The organism is Mesotoga sp. Brook.08.YT.4.2.5.2. (assembly GCF_003351125.1).
In the GTDB taxonomy this organism is placed as follows: Bacteria; Thermotogota; Thermotogae; order Petrotogales; family Kosmotogaceae; genus Mesotoga.
Genome location: NZ_JPGZ01000009.1, coordinates 137161 through 152516, shown reverse-complemented (window position 1 = coordinate 152516; position 15356 = coordinate 137161). Strand labels below are relative to the sequence as shown.

At 44.4% G+C, this 15356-nt stretch carries 16 protein-coding genes; 6 read left to right on the top strand and 10 right to left on the bottom strand.

Translation table 11 applies throughout. The features are described from left to right. Positions 1-114 precede the first annotated feature (114 nt). The 3 genes from Q502_RS02910 to lgt all read left to right on the top strand — a co-directional run bounded on the left by Q502_RS02910 (position 115) and on the right by lgt (position 2954). On the top strand, positions 115-588 hold the full coding sequence (locus tag Q502_RS02910) for a metallophosphoesterase (protein WP_243392220.1): 474 nt from the start codon (positions 115-117) through the stop codon (positions 586-588). Positions 589-690: 102 nt separating this feature from the next. Next, a complete protein-coding gene (gene tig, locus Q502_RS02905) occupies positions 691-1992 on the top strand; it encodes a trigger factor (RefSeq protein WP_099828875.1) in 1302 nt (433 codons plus the stop codon). A gap of 74 nt (positions 1993-2066) precedes the next feature. Next, positions 2067-2954: a prolipoprotein diacylglyceryl transferase gene (gene lgt / locus Q502_RS02900; RefSeq protein WP_099828874.1), complete on the top strand. Its 888-nt coding sequence runs from the start codon at positions 2067-2069 to the stop codon at positions 2952-2954. Here the strand turns inward: lgt and rdgB are convergent. The 8 genes from rdgB to Q502_RS02860 all read right to left on the bottom strand — a co-directional run bounded on the left by rdgB (position 2908) and on the right by Q502_RS02860 (position 10011). Further along, on the bottom strand, positions 2908-3495 hold the full coding sequence (gene rdgB, locus Q502_RS02895) for an RdgB/HAM1 family non-canonical purine NTP pyrophosphatase (protein WP_099828873.1): 588 nt from the start codon (positions 3493-3495) through the stop codon (positions 2908-2910). The two genes, lgt and rdgB, sit on opposite strands and share 47 nt — an antisense overlap. Continuing rightward, positions 3492-4139: a ribulose-phosphate 3-epimerase gene (gene rpe, locus Q502_RS02890; RefSeq protein ID WP_099828872.1), complete on the bottom strand. Its 648-nt coding sequence runs from the start codon at positions 4137-4139 to the stop codon at positions 3492-3494. Before rpe ends, rdgB begins: the two co-directional genes overlap by 4 nt. After that, positions 4132-5034, bottom strand: a complete 903-nt coding sequence (gene rsgA, locus Q502_RS02885; RefSeq protein WP_099828871.1) for a ribosome small subunit-dependent GTPase A — start codon at positions 5032-5034, stop codon at positions 4132-4134. Before rsgA ends, rpe begins: the two co-directional genes overlap by 8 nt. Before the next feature lie 3 nt (positions 5035-5037). Further along, positions 5038-6054, bottom strand: a complete 1017-nt coding sequence (rlmN, locus tag Q502_RS02880) for a 23S rRNA (adenine(2503)-C(2))-methyltransferase RlmN (RefSeq protein WP_099828870.1) — start codon at positions 6052-6054, stop codon at positions 5038-5040. Beyond that, positions 6051-7055 carry a transcription antitermination factor NusB gene (locus Q502_RS02875; RefSeq protein WP_099828869.1) on the bottom strand — a complete coding sequence of 335 codons (1005 nt, stop codon included), beginning with the start codon at positions 7053-7055 and terminating at the stop codon, positions 6051-6053. The genes rlmN and Q502_RS02875 overlap by 4 nt, the downstream gene beginning before the upstream one ends. Continuing rightward, a complete protein-coding gene (locus tag Q502_RS02870; RefSeq protein ID WP_099828868.1) occupies positions 7055-7732 on the bottom strand; it encodes a zinc metallopeptidase in 678 nt (225 codons plus the stop codon). Before Q502_RS02870 ends, Q502_RS02875 begins: the two co-directional genes overlap by 1 nt. Positions 7733-8015: 283 nt before the next feature. Beyond that, a complete protein-coding gene (thrC, locus tag Q502_RS02865; protein WP_243392218.1) occupies positions 8016-8972 on the bottom strand; it encodes a threonine synthase in 957 nt (318 codons plus the stop codon). 235 nt (positions 8973-9207) lie between these two features. Continuing rightward, positions 9208-10011, bottom strand: a complete 804-nt coding sequence (locus tag Q502_RS02860; protein ID WP_099828866.1) for a class I SAM-dependent methyltransferase — start codon at positions 10009-10011, stop codon at positions 9208-9210. Between the two features lie 168 nt (positions 10012-10179). Between Q502_RS02860 and Q502_RS02855 the strand changes: the two genes are divergently transcribed. Further along, a complete protein-coding gene (locus Q502_RS02855; protein WP_099828865.1) occupies positions 10180-10956 on the top strand; it encodes a hypothetical protein in 777 nt (258 codons plus the stop codon). A gap of 171 nt (positions 10957-11127) precedes the next feature. Here the strand turns inward: Q502_RS02855 and Q502_RS14260 are convergent, their stop codons facing one another. Next, positions 11128-11283 carry an ASCH domain-containing protein gene (locus tag Q502_RS14260; protein ID WP_165775329.1) on the bottom strand — a complete coding sequence of 52 codons (156 nt, stop codon included), beginning with the start codon at positions 11281-11283 and terminating at the stop codon, positions 11128-11130. 109 nt (positions 11284-11392) lie between these two features. On the opposite strand from Q502_RS14260, the gene Q502_RS02845 reads away from it, so the two are divergent. Together Q502_RS02845 and Q502_RS02840 are read left to right on the top strand one after the other, a co-directional pair. Beyond that, positions 11393-12163 (top strand): class I SAM-dependent methyltransferase, encoded by a 771-nt coding sequence (locus Q502_RS02845; RefSeq protein ID WP_099828863.1) that lies wholly within the window; start codon positions 11393-11395, stop codon positions 12161-12163. Between the two features lie 3 nt (positions 12164-12166). Beyond that, positions 12167-12805, top strand: a complete 639-nt coding sequence (locus tag Q502_RS02840; protein ID WP_099828862.1) for a hypothetical protein — start codon at positions 12167-12169, stop codon at positions 12803-12805. A gap of 142 nt (positions 12806-12947) precedes the next feature. Here the strand turns inward: Q502_RS02840 and Q502_RS02835 are convergent, their stop codons facing one another. Beyond that, positions 12948-15290, bottom strand: coding sequence for an ATP-binding cassette domain-containing protein (locus tag Q502_RS02835; protein WP_099828861.1), 2343 nt, complete (start codon positions 15288-15290; stop codon positions 12948-12950). Positions 15291-15356: the final 66 nt, after the last annotated feature.

The window sequence follows — 15356 nt, the reverse complement described above, 5'->3', positions numbered from 1 at the left end:
TCCGAAGGCACCTGATGCATATCAGACCCTTTGTCCCATGGGTCCTGTGCAGTTATAATTGTATTCGATTCACCTTAAGTTTTCAACGATACAAGATGCCAAGAGGTGAGGGGAATGACATGGATGATAATGTCGGATTCTCATGACAGCATTACAAGAATTTCCGAGGCTGTAAGCGTGGCAATAGACCGCGAGGTAGATGTTCTTATTCACTGCGGAGATCTTATTTCGCCGTTTGCTGCAGAAGAGCTGTTGAGGTTCAGCGGGGAGCTTCACGTAGTAGTCGGAAATAACGACGGAGAGTTGATTGGCTTAAAAAGTATGCTTGGTGATTCGTTAGTGAAGGGCCCCAATGAAATCGAGATCCAGGGTTATAGCGTGGTTGTGATGCATGAACCTTTTGGGCTTAAAGATACTGTTAGAGCAGATTTCTTGCTTTACGGGCATACTCATAATCTTGACATAAGACTTGATTCCAAACCAGTTATAATCAATCCTGGGGAATGCTGCGGCTACCTCACAGGAAGACCAACAGTGGTAATAATCGAACCGGAAAGCCTAAAGTATGAGCTAATAGAACTCCAGTAATCACAGCCTTTAATATAACATCACTTTAACCCCGAACAGCAGGCAGATACGTATAATTGGACAGCAAAAATACAGTTTGCGACTGAATGGAGGTAATTACCGGTGGAAAAGAATTTCGTTAAGAAGGAAGAGAATGTTGAGACATTTCTCTTTTCCTTTGATTCAGAAGAAGTAAGACAGGCAGAGAAGGATGTAGCCAAATATGTGAACCAACAATATTCAATACCAGGATTCAGAAAGGGAAAGGTACCGCTGAACATAGTGAGGAACTTTTTGGCAGAGAGCTTTGAAGAAATGGTCCTCGAAGTCCTGTCAGACAAGATTGAGGATGCGATCAAGGATGAGAATCTTCTTATACCTGCTGTGATAAACGATCAGAAGATGGAGGGAGAGGGAGCAACCATCGAAGTCATGCTTCACAGAGATCCGGAGATCAAGATTCTCGATTATGCAAACCTCGAGCTGAAAATACCAAAGAAAGACGAAGTTGTTCTAAATTATGTGAACAACAGACTGGAAGAACTTAGAAATGAGCATGCAATATTAGAACCTAAGGACGGCCCAGTCGAGAATGGAGACATAATCAAAATCGAGTATACTATTGTAAAAGATGGAAAAAAGATAGCCGACAAGAAGGTCCAGGAGTTGAATATCACCCCAGAAGACGATAGACCTATAGTGAAAAATGTGATCGGAAAGATGAAGGAAGAATCGGTTGAGTTTACGAGAACATTTGAAGACTCCGATAACGAGTACTTCTATTCTGTAAGGATTTTGGAAGTGCTTAAGAAGAACCCTCTGGATCTAGATGACGAATTTGCGAAGACAGTGAATGCTGAAGCGAACTCACTTGAGGAACTCAGAGAAATCGTCGAAAAGGAGGGAATGGAGTCTTTCATCAATTGGCAGAAAGACTTCCTCAGGCAACAGGCAATGGATAAGATCAATGACCTCGTAGAGATAGAGATCTCAGATTCGACACTTGATTATTTCGTTCAGAGAACAATAGAGAATTCAAAGAAGGATAAGAGTTATGAGAACTACTTGAATCAGGCCGGAAGCGAAGATAAGCTTGTCGATAACTTCAGAAAGGGTGTATTCGATGAGATAAAGAAGACGAGGTTCATTCATGAGATAGCATCCAAAGAAGGGTTTGAGGCAGAAGAAGAGGAAATTGAAGCCTTTGCTGAAGAGATGGCTCCATATTGGGGGATTTCTGCCGACAGAGCAAAAGAAATGGTGAGCACTCGTGAAGACGTTAGAAGTGATATCGTTTCCACGATCATCAGAAACAAGGTTCTGGATGCTGTTGTAGAAAAGGCTTCTATTAGTGAGATGGAACCCCAATCTGAAGAAGAGCAACAGGAGGCCGCTGATTTGCACGAGAACTCCTCTCAAGATTAGCATGCTCAAGTTTTTCGTAAGTGAAATACGTCCTGAAGCCAAAGCCTTTCGAAAACTGGAAACAGGGGGTTTACATGAAGAAGAAAGTAGTTCTGATATCGGTAGCTGTTGTTTCCGTAGTTGCGTTGTTTTTTCTTTTGAAAGCGGTATTCAGCGGGGAGTTAATACTTAATCCAGTAATAGTCGAAAATCTCGGCCCCTTTTCAATCAGATGGTACGGAGTGATGATCGCGGCAGGGATCATCGTTGCTTACCTTATAGGAAGACACCAGGGTCTCAAAGAAGGAATAGAGGAAGACTACATGATAGAAGCAGTCTTTATCGGGATTATTTTCGGAGTTTTGGGCGCAAGACTCTACTACGTGGCGTTCAATTTCGATTTCTACAGGGGCGACTTCTGGAGTATCTTGAGAACATGGGATGGTGGTCTTGCCATCCACGGAGCTTTCTTTGCAGCTCTGATTGTGGTTTTTTTGTATGTAACTTTAAGAAAAAAGGCTAAGCTATCCTTTCTGCAGGCCACGGATATCTTCACTGCCGTTTTGCCACTGGCTCAGGCTATCGGACGTTGGGGAAACTTCTTCAATTATGAAGCATATGGCGCACCTACCGAGCTCCCATGGAAGATGTTTGTTCCGTTAAGATACCGGATGCCAGGGTATTCTGGAGATGAGTTTTTCCATCCGACTTTTCTTTACGAGAGCCTCGCAAATGTCGCCATCTTTTCCTTTCTTTATTGGTATCTTGGTAAGAGGAAGAACTACGGTGAAGTCACTGCGCTGTACATGATCTTCTATTCTATCGTTAGATTCTTTGTTGAAGGACTGAGACTCGACAGCCTTTACATAGGTCAAACAGACATAAGAACGGCCAAGGTAGTTTCAGTTGCTTTGCTGTTTGCTGGAATCATTCTGCTCATTGTCTCTCGTTATAAAGGGAGACCAGTGAAAACAGCTTCCTAAATGCATCGGATCTGTGTGAAAGTTCATTTTTGACTGAATCGCCTAGGATACCAAATGTTTCGGAGAAACCAGAAGGGATAAATATCGGATCGTAGCCAAAACCATCTTCTCCCGAAATCTCTAGGGCAATGGAACCTTCAACCTTGCCTTCTACACCAAGCAACATCTCTCTTGAAGGATCATAGAAGAGGGCTGCACAGATGAATCTGGCAGTCCTTTCTTCTTTGCCTTTCATTCGGCTAAGAATTGCCTCCATCTTTCGAGGATAATCTTTACCCTCCATGAATCTGGCTGAGCTAATCCCGGGAAAGCCTCCCAAAGAATCAATTACTAGGCCCGAATCATCTGCAAGCAAAGGGACACCCAATTCCTTGTATGCTTCGATCTTCTTAAGAGAATTACCCATGAAGGTCTCCGCATTCTCTATAACCTCTCTAACCGTTACAATAGTTGCAATAGAATCAATCACGATATTCTCCGGCGAAAGTAACCGCACCTCCCTAAGCTTGTTCTCATTTGAAGTCACAAGATACAGCTTCACCGTCTAATCTCCTTAATCCTTTCAACAACAATCGATGGATCTTTCGCTCTAAATACGGCTGCCCCCATAACAAGAATGTCCGCTCCCATATCAACCAAATCCTTCGCGTTTCCCAGACTCACGCCCCCATCTACTGCAATAACGAATGAGAAACCTTTTTCAGAACGAATTCGGTCGAGAACTCCGATCTTTGCGGCAGCTTCGGGGATGAATTTCTGGCCTGTATAGCCCGGGTTGACTGTCATAACCAGAATACCATCCACAAAGGGAAACACTTCTTCGAGCGAAGAAACAGGCGTTGAAGGGTTCAGCACAACGAATGCGTTAGCCCCATTCTCCCTTATCTCCCCAAGCAGTCTGTGAAGATGATAGTTTCCCTCGACATGTACGTGGAGGTTTTTGGCACCGAGTAATGCGTAATCCTTAACATACTTTGAGGGCTCCTCTATCATCAAATGTACATCCAATGGAGGATGATCAAGTCTTCCAAGTGCCTCCATAATAGGCACTCCGAAAGTAATATTGGGGACAAACATTCCATCCATAACATCTATGTGAAGAAAATCTGCTTCGCGTACTTTTTTTACTTCGCAGGCCAGATTTGTAAGATCTGCAGCTAGAATAGAGGGAGATATCTTAGCCATGTTTTCTTCCTCCCTTCTCTCTTTCTCTTTCCTTCAGTTCATTATACATATTCAGGTAACTGTTGTAGCGACTCTTATGAATACTCCCAGCTTCGACCAGCTCCTTGACATAACAACCGGGCTCATCAATGTGATTGCAATCGGAAAATGCGCACATTTCATTTTCCTGAGTAATCTCCAAGAAATAGCTCTTCAGGTTTTCCGGAGTTATCTCGGGCATTTCAAGATTAGCAAAACCTGGAGTGTCAGCAATCAGTCCTCCAAATTCGAATTGAAGCAGTTCAACATACGATGTTGTGTGTCTCCCTCTCTCAAGACCTCGAGATATTTCTGACACCCTCAACTTTAGACCGGGATTCAACGTGTTAAGCAAACTGCTCTTACCAACGCCCGACATTCCCGCCATAACGCTTACCTTACCCTTCAGAATCTCTCGTAACCTATCAATGTTGATCTGCTCTTTTGAAGAGACGTGGCAGATATCGTAGTATTCTCCATAGATTTCACAGAAACTCTCTATTTCGTCTCCGTGCAGCAGATCGACTTTGTTTACAACTATTACTACCGGAAGTTTTGCGAACTCTGCCAGAACTAGAAAACGGTCAGTAACCGTATTCTGAACAGCCGGTTCCTTCAACGATAGTACAAGAAGTATCTGCTCAATATTGGAGATTCGCGGTCTTAATAGTTCAGTCTCTCTGGGAAGAATGCTTTCTATTCGACCCTGACCGTTGCCGCTCAATGTATACTCAACCCTATCTCCAACAATAGGTCTTATCCCCTGCATTCTAAAACGCCCAGGCATGGTGCAAACAAGTCTTCCTCCTGTTTCGCTATCGACTACTTCCATATTTCTGCTTCCGAATCTAACGACTACTCCTTTTCTTCTATCCAAGCCCTACCTCCTTCTTTGCCTGAGCTGACCGCAAGCTGCATCGATATCACTTCCCTTTTCATGCCTCAGGGCACTTTCAAACCCTGCTTTTCTTAGAGTTTCAACAAAAGAAACTACTACATTTTCTGAAGGTTTGTCGTAGATCTTATTGACGGGATTCACCGGAATTATGTTTATGAATGACTTCAACCCTCGTAGATATTCCACAAGGTGCTGCGCCTCTTCTTTGGAATCATTCACTCCCTTTATCATTGCATATTCAACGGTTATCCTGTTACCGGTGATGTGCTGATAGTATTCTAGAGCCTCTCTAAGAGTTGATAACGGGTACTTCCTGTTAACAGGCATCAACTTACTCCTTAGTTCGTCTCTTGCACTATGAAGCGATACTGACAGTCTAACATCCATTTTCGAATCGGCCAACTTCCTTATCGATTCTGGAATACCGGATGTTGATATGGTGAATCGCCGCGTTCCAAGGTCTCTCCCTACGGGATCGTGGAGAATGCTTATCGCTTTAAATACATTGTACTCATTCAGAAAAGGCTCTCCCATACCCATAAAAACTATGTTGTCAACAGGTTTATCACTGATCTTTTCCATGAATACAACCTGGCCGACAATTTCGCCTGCAGACAGGTCTCGAGTGAAACCTCCGGCTCCCGTAGCACAGAAGGAGCAGTTCAGCGCACAACCAACCTGTGAAGAGATGCAGAACGTAGTATGAGTTGGATGCCTCAGAAGCACTGATTCAATGTGATTGCGATCTTCCAGCTTCCACAAGAACTTCTCAGTGCCATCATCGGCCACCTGTCTTTCCTCCATTTTCATAACCGGAAAGGGAAGAAGCCCGAAGAGTCTTTCCCGAAGACTAACGGGAAGATTTGTCATCTCCGAATAGTCCACCGCCTTCTTCCTGTAAATCCAGTCAAAGATCTGCTTTGCTCGAAATGTTGCTTCTTCTAAGGAAAGCATTTCCTCTCTTAGTTCGTCCAAACTAAAAGAAAGTACGTCCTTCACTTCTTCCTCCTAAGTCTTGCCACATAACAGACAAGGGGAGCTTTCCATGGCTGCAACCAGTACCCTCTTCCATCGAATCTGGCAACTATATTCCTTTCCGAGAAAAAGTGGCCCATTTTGCTTGATTTGAATTCACCGAGAACCCCAATAGCCATATCGTTTTCTTCTCTAGTGATCGCCTTACTATAGTAGATGAAATCGTTATGTTCTTTTGAGAAGCTCTTCAGAAGAGTCTTGGCCTTATGAGACGCAGTATCAAGCGAGTCGCGAGTCAGCGTATGAAGAAGCCACGGCATTGCGTTGATTCTGCCGGTTAGGCTGCCACTGTGCTTGGCCACAGGAACTCCCACTTCTGTAAGTATATACTCGACTTCATCCAGAGTCTCTAGGTTCTCAATTGAGCTTCCCTTCTGAAAGACAGTGCAAAGCTCAGAATACTCACTCTTGTCAAAGATGAAACCCTTCTCTATCAGCTCATCCTCTTTGCCTGAAGCCAGGACTGTTTGAGTCGGAGGTGTCTGATTGTACTCGAGAAGCTCCTCGACATTGTCTATCCATTCTACTTCTCTCCAGTATTCTACTAGCCACTCAGGATGGGAGTAAAAAACATTCAGCGGCTGATTTTTCGAATAGCCGGTATCGGAAATCTTTCTCAAAATTGCGTTGACAAGGTCCCTGAACTCCCTTACTCCCACCAAATTCACTGAAGAATTTACAGCAGCATATTCAGGTACGGTATCCAGAAACATGATTTGAAATATACCAATCCTCAAGGCGTTCCTTACCGCCACAGGAAGTTTGTTGGGTTTTCTCAGAAACCGCGAGAGCTCGTAGTCTATTCGAATCCTCTTTCTAAGAACTCCGTAGATCAGGTTCACACAGAAGGACCTATCACTCGAAGAAAGGGTGGAGAGTGCCATCTCCACCTTCTTAAAAGAAATATACCCGTTAGTATCAAAAAAGGATAGTGTCTGGAGGGCTATGGAACGTGCCCCCTGCATTAATCTCTTCCTGATCCAGATAGGATAAGCATTCTCAACAACTGAAGAATAGCAGTGGCCGCAGAAGCCACATACGTCATTGCAGCAGCTCCCAAAACAGAACTCACGGCTTTAAGCTCATTCGAAGGCATCCCCATGGACGAAAGCAGCTTTTTTGCTCTTGAACTTGCGTTGAACTCCACCGGCAACGTAACCAGTGTAAAGAACACGAACGCAGAGAATACAACTATCCCAATTCTTATAAGGATCTGAGAAACCATGAGGAGACCTATGATGAAAATTATCCAGGAAAGAGAAGAACCTAACTGGGCAACAGGAACAACAGCATTTCGAACAACAAGGGGTGCATACTTTTCTTTGTCCTGAATTGCATGGCCTATTTCGTGCGCAACCACACCCAGCGCAGCTATCGATGTGCTGTTGTGAGTAGTATCAGACAGACGCACCACCTTTTTCCTTGGATCAAAGTGATCGGTAAGATTGCCTCTGATTCTCTCTATCTTGACGTCATGTAGACCGGCGTTGTCCAATAGCTGCCTAGCAAGCTGAGTGCCGTTGAATCCAAAGCTCGACTTGATCTTCGAATACTGTGAAAAGCGAGAACTGACGGTGAACTGGGCGTAAGCTGCCAGGATGATTGCAGGAATAAGTATGATGAACGTTGGATCCCAAAACAACTCAACCACCTCCTTACTCAATTATATAACCAGTGAATCGGGTGGTCAACGTAACACAATCTCTACCTGGATTCATAATTGACTCGCAAGCCGCAGTTCTGAAGAGTGACAGTGATCTTGATGCTTCTTAACCTGCGACGTGAATGAAGATCTTCACTCAAACTTCCAGTTCAACCTTCTTTGGCGAATCGAGAGAACTCAGTAGAATCTCAGTTGCTTCAAGGAGCTGAAAAAAAAGCAGGCTCACATTCAACTAAGACACTCACCAAGGAAGTACGCAGAGTTATCGATCCGTCTTCAGGCCATGACCGGAGAAGACTGAAACAATCAATTCGTGAGAACTACTGGACGTGACATACTTCTTAAGGCCTGCAATCGTTGCTGCCGCAGTTGGTTCAATGAAGAACCCACGTCCTGCCATTTCGATTCCCGCCTCAACAATCTCGTCTTCAGCAACACCAATAAATGTTCCATTGCTTCTGGTAACGGCCTTTAGTATTTGCGCTCCCCTAACTGGCCTTTCAATTGCGATTCCTTCAGCAATGGTCTTCTCGATCTTCAGGGGCAACGGCAGATCAGACTTCTTATTGAACGCTTGCAAAAGAGGAGAGCAATTCTTCGATTGAACCGCAATGATTTTCGGAACTTTGTTAACTACGCCTTCAGAACGCAATTCGTCAAATCCTATAGCCACTCCGAGGAGAAGTGTCCCATTGCCCACTGGAACGACTACTGCATCTGGACTCTTCCAACCAAGCTGCTCGCATACTTCGAAGGCAAATGTCTTTGTCCCGTGAAGAAAGAATGGATTGTATACATGGCTAGCATAGAACTCCATACTTGCAGTTTCGAGAATCTCCCTCGCCACATCATCTCTAGATCCCTTGACCAACTTCACTCTCGAATTGTAGGCCGCGATCTGGTTCAACTTGCTCTGAGATGTGCTATCAGGGACGAATATCTCACAACGCATACCAGCTCTGGACGCATAAGCAGCGATTGAGCAACCAGCATTACCCGACGAATCTTCGACTACCGATTTCACTGAATGTTCGCGCGCATAGCTTATGAGAACACTTGCTCCCCTATCCTTGAATGAGCCCGTCGGAAACAGTGTGTCATTCTTGATAAAAACGCTTCTTCCTCCAATTACCTCTTCGACTAACGCAGTGCACCCTTCAGACATAGAGACAATAGAGCAATCAAACTCGATTGGTAAAGCTTCACGATAGCGCCACATATTGTGAGAGCGTTTCTCAATCTCATGCACTGGAAACCGAGATCTAAAATCGAGATCGAATGTCCCTCCGCATGAGCACCTGAATTGCCTCGTATCTGCAGGATACCTCCGGCCACACTTAGAACAGAGAAAGTGACTCATTTTCCACCGCTCATAGCAGACGAAAAGAAACATGAACCAACAGCTACGACCAGAGTATTAATCGCCGTCTTCCTCACAACAATACCTCCATCTGTTAACTGCTTCTTTCTCTGCCATCGAACCTTGTTGAAAATATCGTTGGAAGATCGAAGTCTCTCTTCGCTACCTTGATACCCCAAATCTGAGTATAAGCCTTTCTTCCCATCACAAGTCCTTTGTTCATGTCCGCTTCAAGTTTCTTCATTCCCTCTCTGAAACCCCTTTCGGATACCAATCTCAATGCTGAATAGGCCTTGCTTCTGTATTGGTCATAGTGATGCTTCTTGAACTCAAAGGTGGTCTTCACTTTTGTAGTATAGATGCCTTCGAATCCAGCCTTCTTCATAGCCGACATTATAGCTGAGTTTCCAGGATATCTTTCCCTATCTATCTCCAATGTCTCAGGAAAATACTGAGTCAAAGTTCTCTCTCCTATGTCCTGGCATGAATCAGTTACCGTGAGAACACTTCCATCGATTTGCATAACTCTGTAGCTCTCCATGAAGAGGTTTTCAAGATCGGAAATGTAGTGGACAAGATTTATGTTAAAAACAAAATCAAACTGAGAATCCTCGTAAGGAAATGCTTTATTGGCATCAGCTACTCTCAGATCGACGGTTCGATTCTTCTTTTCAGCCTCGGAAATCATTGATGGACTAATATCGAATCCAAAACCATCCGCATAGAGCAGTTCTGATAGGACGCTCACGTAATCAGCAGTCCCACATCCAACTTCCAGTATTCTGTCGGCGTAGTGCACTCTGTTGAAAATGTGCTCAACCAACTTCTCGTTGGGATATCTGTGCTGAGAGTATATTGTGGCTAACTTATCGAAGTCAAAGCTCTTTCTCGAATTCATATAACCTCACCTCTTGAATAGTCTAACAAATGAGTTTGACAAAGCCGCGCGAATATCCGCAGTCTGTTTCACTTGTAAACTGCTATGTTAAATTATATCGATAGTGAACCGGCAAGTTTGTGTATAAGTGTATAATGGGAACAAAATGACAATTTGCGGAGGCCTTTGATGACTCTAAAGAACGTCCTTAGAATCCTTGGAGCATACGCGTGGAGTTTTGGGGAGACTCTAATCGACAAACCAACTTTAAACAAGTCCATGCTGTCAACCAACATAAAGTTCTATACCACACTTAAATGGATCAATATACTTTCCTCGTTTCTCCTTTTCGTACCGGTATTTGGATCTCTTGGCGATTTCCATCTACCTCATATGCTAGGTTACCTCATCATGGCGTTTTTGGGCTACTCTACCTGGATATTCCAGGGTATTACAGGAGTTCCGATTTACGAGGAGACGCGGTTTCTCATATTGATGCACCTCACTCTTCATAGTTTCTTTGGCTTGTGGCATGAATTCTACAACAAATTCGCCCTTTTCGACGATTTCCTTCACATTTTCGGTGGATTCTGGGGGGCCTTTTTTCTTTTTCCGTTTATTTTCGGCTCGGCGATCGCCTGGTCGAACCTTCCCCAAAAGGCAGTTAGGTGGAAGGTCTGGCTCTCCGGAATATCAATTGTCAATATGATAGGTGTATTTTGGGAAATAGGTGAGTTCATCTCCGACAAGATCTTTGGCGGTTATCCCGGTTACCGTATGGCTCAGGAAAATAGTCTCGACGACACAATGCTTGATCTCATATATAACAATATCGGCGCAACGATCGGAATACTGGTCTTCTGGTGGTACCTAAAAAGGTCGAAGGACATAAACACATTCGTGAAGGATATGGGAAAGAAGCTTGGAGAGTTTTTTAGCGAAGAGAGTACGATTCTAGGTCCCTAAGACAAGCTCAATTTCGATAGCAAGAACACCAAATCTTTGTTCGTCGTTATCTGAAAATATAGATCTGATTCCCTTCGGCAAGCTATCAACATCCTCGCCGGGTCTTTCAACGTCATACGAATCAAACAATTTTTCAAAAGTCGCAAATGATCTTACCCCCAAGACCTGCACTTACAAAGTCTCTCCGCTACTGATTTTTGTTAAGACAATTACATCTCCGGCCGAAATCTTCTTTCTCTTATCATCGTTGAGTCTCACTTCAACCGTCTTCCTGCTGGCCCTAATGAGTTCAAAGGGTTCTTTGAGAAGTTTCATGGGGATCTTCACAGATCGTACTTCCTCTTATGGTCAACAAACTTCTGAATCCCAGGCAAGTATGTATTATACTATAGTTAATTGCTCATTTGCCGTAATTCTTCTTGTGAGGTGCGCCGGTTTGAGGGAGTCATGGGAATACTATAACGAAATTGCAGGTAGATATGATTATTTGTACGAAGAACCCTACTGGAGGCTTTTCCACGTCATTGTTGAAAGACTTCTGGCCGACCATGTCGAGACCTTGGGAGAGGTACTTGATATCGGTACTGGAACAGGAAGATGGGCATTGTATCTTGCAGAAAAAGGCCATAGAGTCACAGGAGTGGATCTCGCCGAAGAGATGTTGAAGGTCGCGTCCATGAAGGCCGAGATAGCCGAACTCAACGTGAGGTTTCTCAGGTCGAACGCAGATAACCTTCCATTTGAAGGGGAGAGTTTTGACTACGTTCTTGCAATGGGCGATCTTCTTTCTTATGTCAAAGACTCGACGAAAGTACTCAAAGAAGCGTGCAGGGTACTTAAGAAAGATGGGGTACTTATAGCTACCGTTGATAATGCTTGGGCCTTCTTGCAGGATTTCCTCTCAAGGGGAGAGTATTCGATGGCCAAGGCTCTCATTGAAGGTGGAGAGGTCCCCATAGGAGATAGTTCACTCAGCAGAAAGGTCTTTGTGACCAGACCTTTCTTTCCGGGCGAAGTTGAATTTCGCCTGAGCGAGAGTGGGTTCGATCTAATTGACACAGCATCGGTTGTTGCCTTCTATCCGTATGATGAGAGGGCACTGGCCTCAAGAATAAGCGCGGCGGCAGACTGGGAATACAAATACTGCAGAAACCGCGAGACTTTTGCCCGTTCCGAGCATCTCTTCTTTTGCGGGAGAAAGAGGTGAAGAATGGCAAAGAGACGAAGAACTTCCCCTGCGCTCGCTATCGGTCTTTTCCTGATAATGGCGGCGATAATCGGTTTCATATTCTCGCTAATTGCCATCAACAAAGTTGGACAGATGGAAGCCGAGCTTACTCAAATGCGCAAGCAGTATGATCAGGAGTTGCTGTCAATAGAAGATGATTTCAAGGCAAAGCTCGCAAGTGTTGAAAGACTTCTTGGATCGGGAGGGACACTGGAGCAGTATATAGTTGCAAAGAACTTTCTCTCGAACACAACGGTAGATCTGGAAGCCATAATCACAGAGGCTCAGAAAGCGAGCGATAGACCGTATTTCAGGGTTTTCGTAACGGGCACCAAAGATATCTGGGTTGGAATAAAAAAAGCTTCTACTGACTCTGGGTATTTCTTTCAGAAGAATTTCAAACCAGGCCTTTCTCAAGAGAAGTTCTACTACTTCAAGAATCCAGAGGTAGAGACCAAGTATACAATCATGGTCGGAAAAGACGCCTACCTAAGGGCAGGTGCACCGGAATCAGTCTATCTCATTTTTTTCGGATTTGATTCGGGCAAACTTGTCAGGATGCCCTCAGTCGAGATCACAAATCTTTCAAAGGACCTGAATCTGTATATACCCGGATCATGATCATCCAACTCTCGTTCAAGCCATTCTGAAGGAAGTCTTGGGCGAAGTGTAACAGCAAACGTTTTCCACGAAGAGCCCTTGAAACCACTCCAAACAAATGGAGAAGACCATCCGCAAATGACTAAGACTCAACCGCAGAGTCCTATTCAGTACGCAAAGCTTCCACAGGATCTTTGCTGGCAGCTATCCTTGAGGGTATCAACCCTCCAATAACTGTCAGCAGAATGGTTGCTCCACTGAGCCCAAAAAAATGAATCAGATCCGGGCAAGCCACATTGGCAAGACCCGTTAAACTTTCGATTACCGAATTCATCGCCGGCACCAGCAATGAGCCGATAGCTACTCCAATCACGCCCGAAAATGACCCTATAACGAAATTCTCTGCGTTGAATACAGCACCGATGTCCTTCTTCCTTGCTCCAAGCGCCCTGAGAATGCCTATCTCCTTTGTTCTCTCTGTCACTGAGATGAACGTTATGATTCCTACCATTATTAACGAGACTACCAGTGAAATCGCAGCAAACGAAAGCAGTACTAGTGTCGAGGCGTTCAACACACCATCCAGCAATCTTGAAATTGTTGATGCGAGATCAATATAGACAACTCTTTCATTTTCCGCTTTGCCTTCGTTCCAGGCATCAAGATGCTGGAGAATCTTTTCCTTGGATTTGAAGTCCTTCGGATAAAGTACTACGGAAACCGGTGTCTCAAATGCTCCGAGCTTCTGAAGGGTATTTCTCTTTGTCACAGGCAATGAAATCCCCCCGACAAGACGGGCCGTGATATCGGGCGGGATAACCGAAAGAACGTTGAAGAGATCTGAAGCGAATTGCTCTCCAGTGAAAACATTGATGTAGAGATCCTTCTGAGTTCGTACTATTTCAGACTGCCGTGCATTCTCAATAAACATCTGAGCCAGTCGATCGGAATAAGTAATTCCTTCATCAAGAACCGAGAACTCAATGTGCTTCTTTGGCCTAATAATTCCTACAATCCGTAAAGTGATTCCATAGTCACCGTAGTACAGTTCAATCAGATCGCTCAAAGACGTCCTGGGAGAAAAACGCATTCCATTCCTCACGTAGAAGTCATCGTTGTAGATTGCCTTAATCTCGAGTCCAAGAATATCTCCAAAATCGATTCTCTCTCTTTCATAGTCAATTCCTATGGCCTGAAGGACCTCCTTAGACAACCTGTTGTTTCGGCCTACTATTAGCAGCAGATCAGTTGGCTCTACTGGGAGTGAGCCGGCTACCAGATCGAAATTGCTTTCCAGATACCCAGGGGTGTCGGGATCCCGGTTCTCCGGATATGCTGTGAAGTTCACCTGTGTTTGATCTACCGTCTTCGCCATATCTCCGAATCTCGCAACCAGATTCATGTTAACGTGCCGCGTGTAAGTGAACCCCGAAAGAAGCTTTGGATCTATGCTCTCAACGTAGTTCAAATACTCTTCGGACAGATCGTTGTTGTGAATCAAGATCTCATCGCTTGGATCATACGGATAGACGAACCGACCGTCATACTCTAGCAATTGGGGCTTCTGGGACTCAATGTCAATAGTTGTCTGACTAATCATTATTGGAAACGTAGATAGAGTCTGAGCTTCAAAACCCGATAGCTGTTTTCCAAAACCGCTTGAAAGCGAAAGAACAAGAAAAATTCCGATAATTCCAATGCTTGAAGCTAGAACCGTGAGCCCCGTTCGCCACTTCTTAGTGAGAATATTGGTTGCGGAAAGCTTGAGAGCTGTCGAGAAACCCATACTCGTCTTCTTAAGTTTGAGTTCTGACTTGGGATCATCTTCCGAGCATGGTCTTGTGTCTGAAACAATTCGACCATCCTGAAGCGCGATGATTCTGTCAGCAAAATCCTCTGCAATCTGTTCGTTATGAGTAACCATGATTACCAACTTGTCACTGGCTACTTCCTTTATTAGCCTAATCGTCCGTTCGCCAGTCACAGAATCTAGAGATCCAGTAGGTTCGTCGGCCAGGATTATCTCAGGGTCGTTTGCCAGAGCCCTTGCAATAGCCACTCTCTGCATCTGCCCATTTGAGAGCTGACTTGGCTTCTTGTGAACCTGATCGCTCAAGCCTACTCTTTCAAGCAAACCGAGAGCCCTCTTCTTTCGCTCTGAAGACGACACTCCACCGAGAGTCATAGCCAACCCAACATTGTCAAGGATGGAAAGGTGAGGAATCAAGCCAAAACTCTGAAAAATGAACCCAACGCTTTTGTTTCTATATGAATCAAGTTCCCAATCCTTGAACTCCTTGGTTGATTTGCCTTCTACAACCAGATCACCCGAGTCACATCTATCTAAACCTCCAATAATATTCAGTAATGTAGTTTTGCCTGAACCGCTGGGACCGAGTATGGCAACGAACTCACTTTTTGGGAAACAAACTGAGACTTCACTCAGTGCTTCTTGTTTGAGTTCACCGGTTTCGTAGATTTTTGATACTTCCTTCAGCTGAAGCATTGAGAATCACCCTCTCAAAATGGAATCAACAGGCTATAGACCCATTATATTACTCATTAACCCAAT

Excerpts from the sequence above, each read along its gene's own strand:
- Q502_RS02910 (WP_243392220.1), top strand. The coding sequence starts at position 115 with ATGACATGGATGATAATGTCGGATTCTCATGACAGCATTACAAGAATT.
- lgt (WP_099828874.1), top strand. The coding sequence starts at position 2,067 with ATGAAGAAGAAAGTAGTTCTGATATCGGTAGCTGTTGTTTCCGTAGTT.
- rpe (WP_099828872.1), bottom strand. The coding sequence starts at position 4,139 with ATGGCTAAGATATCTCCCTCTATTCTAGCTGCAGATCTTACAAATCTG.
- Q502_RS02875 (WP_099828869.1), bottom strand. The coding sequence starts at position 7,055 with ATGCAGGGGGCACGTTCCATAGCCCTCCAGACACTATCCTTTTTTGAT.
- thrC (WP_243392218.1), bottom strand. The coding sequence starts at position 8,972 with ATGTGGCGCTATCGTGAAGCTTTACCAATCGAGTTTGATTGCTCTATT.
- Q502_RS02860 (WP_099828866.1), bottom strand. The coding sequence starts at position 10,011 with ATGAATTCGAGAAAGAGCTTTGACTTCGATAAGTTAGCCACAATATAC.
- Q502_RS02855 (WP_099828865.1), top strand. The coding sequence starts at position 10,180 with ATGACTCTAAAGAACGTCCTTAGAATCCTTGGAGCATACGCGTGGAGT.
- Q502_RS02840 (WP_099828862.1), top strand. The coding sequence starts at position 12,167 with ATGGCAAAGAGACGAAGAACTTCCCCTGCGCTCGCTATCGGTCTTTTC.
- Q502_RS02835 (WP_099828861.1), bottom strand. The coding sequence starts at position 15,290 with ATGCTTCAGCTGAAGGAAGTATCAAAAATCTACGAAACCGGTGAACTC.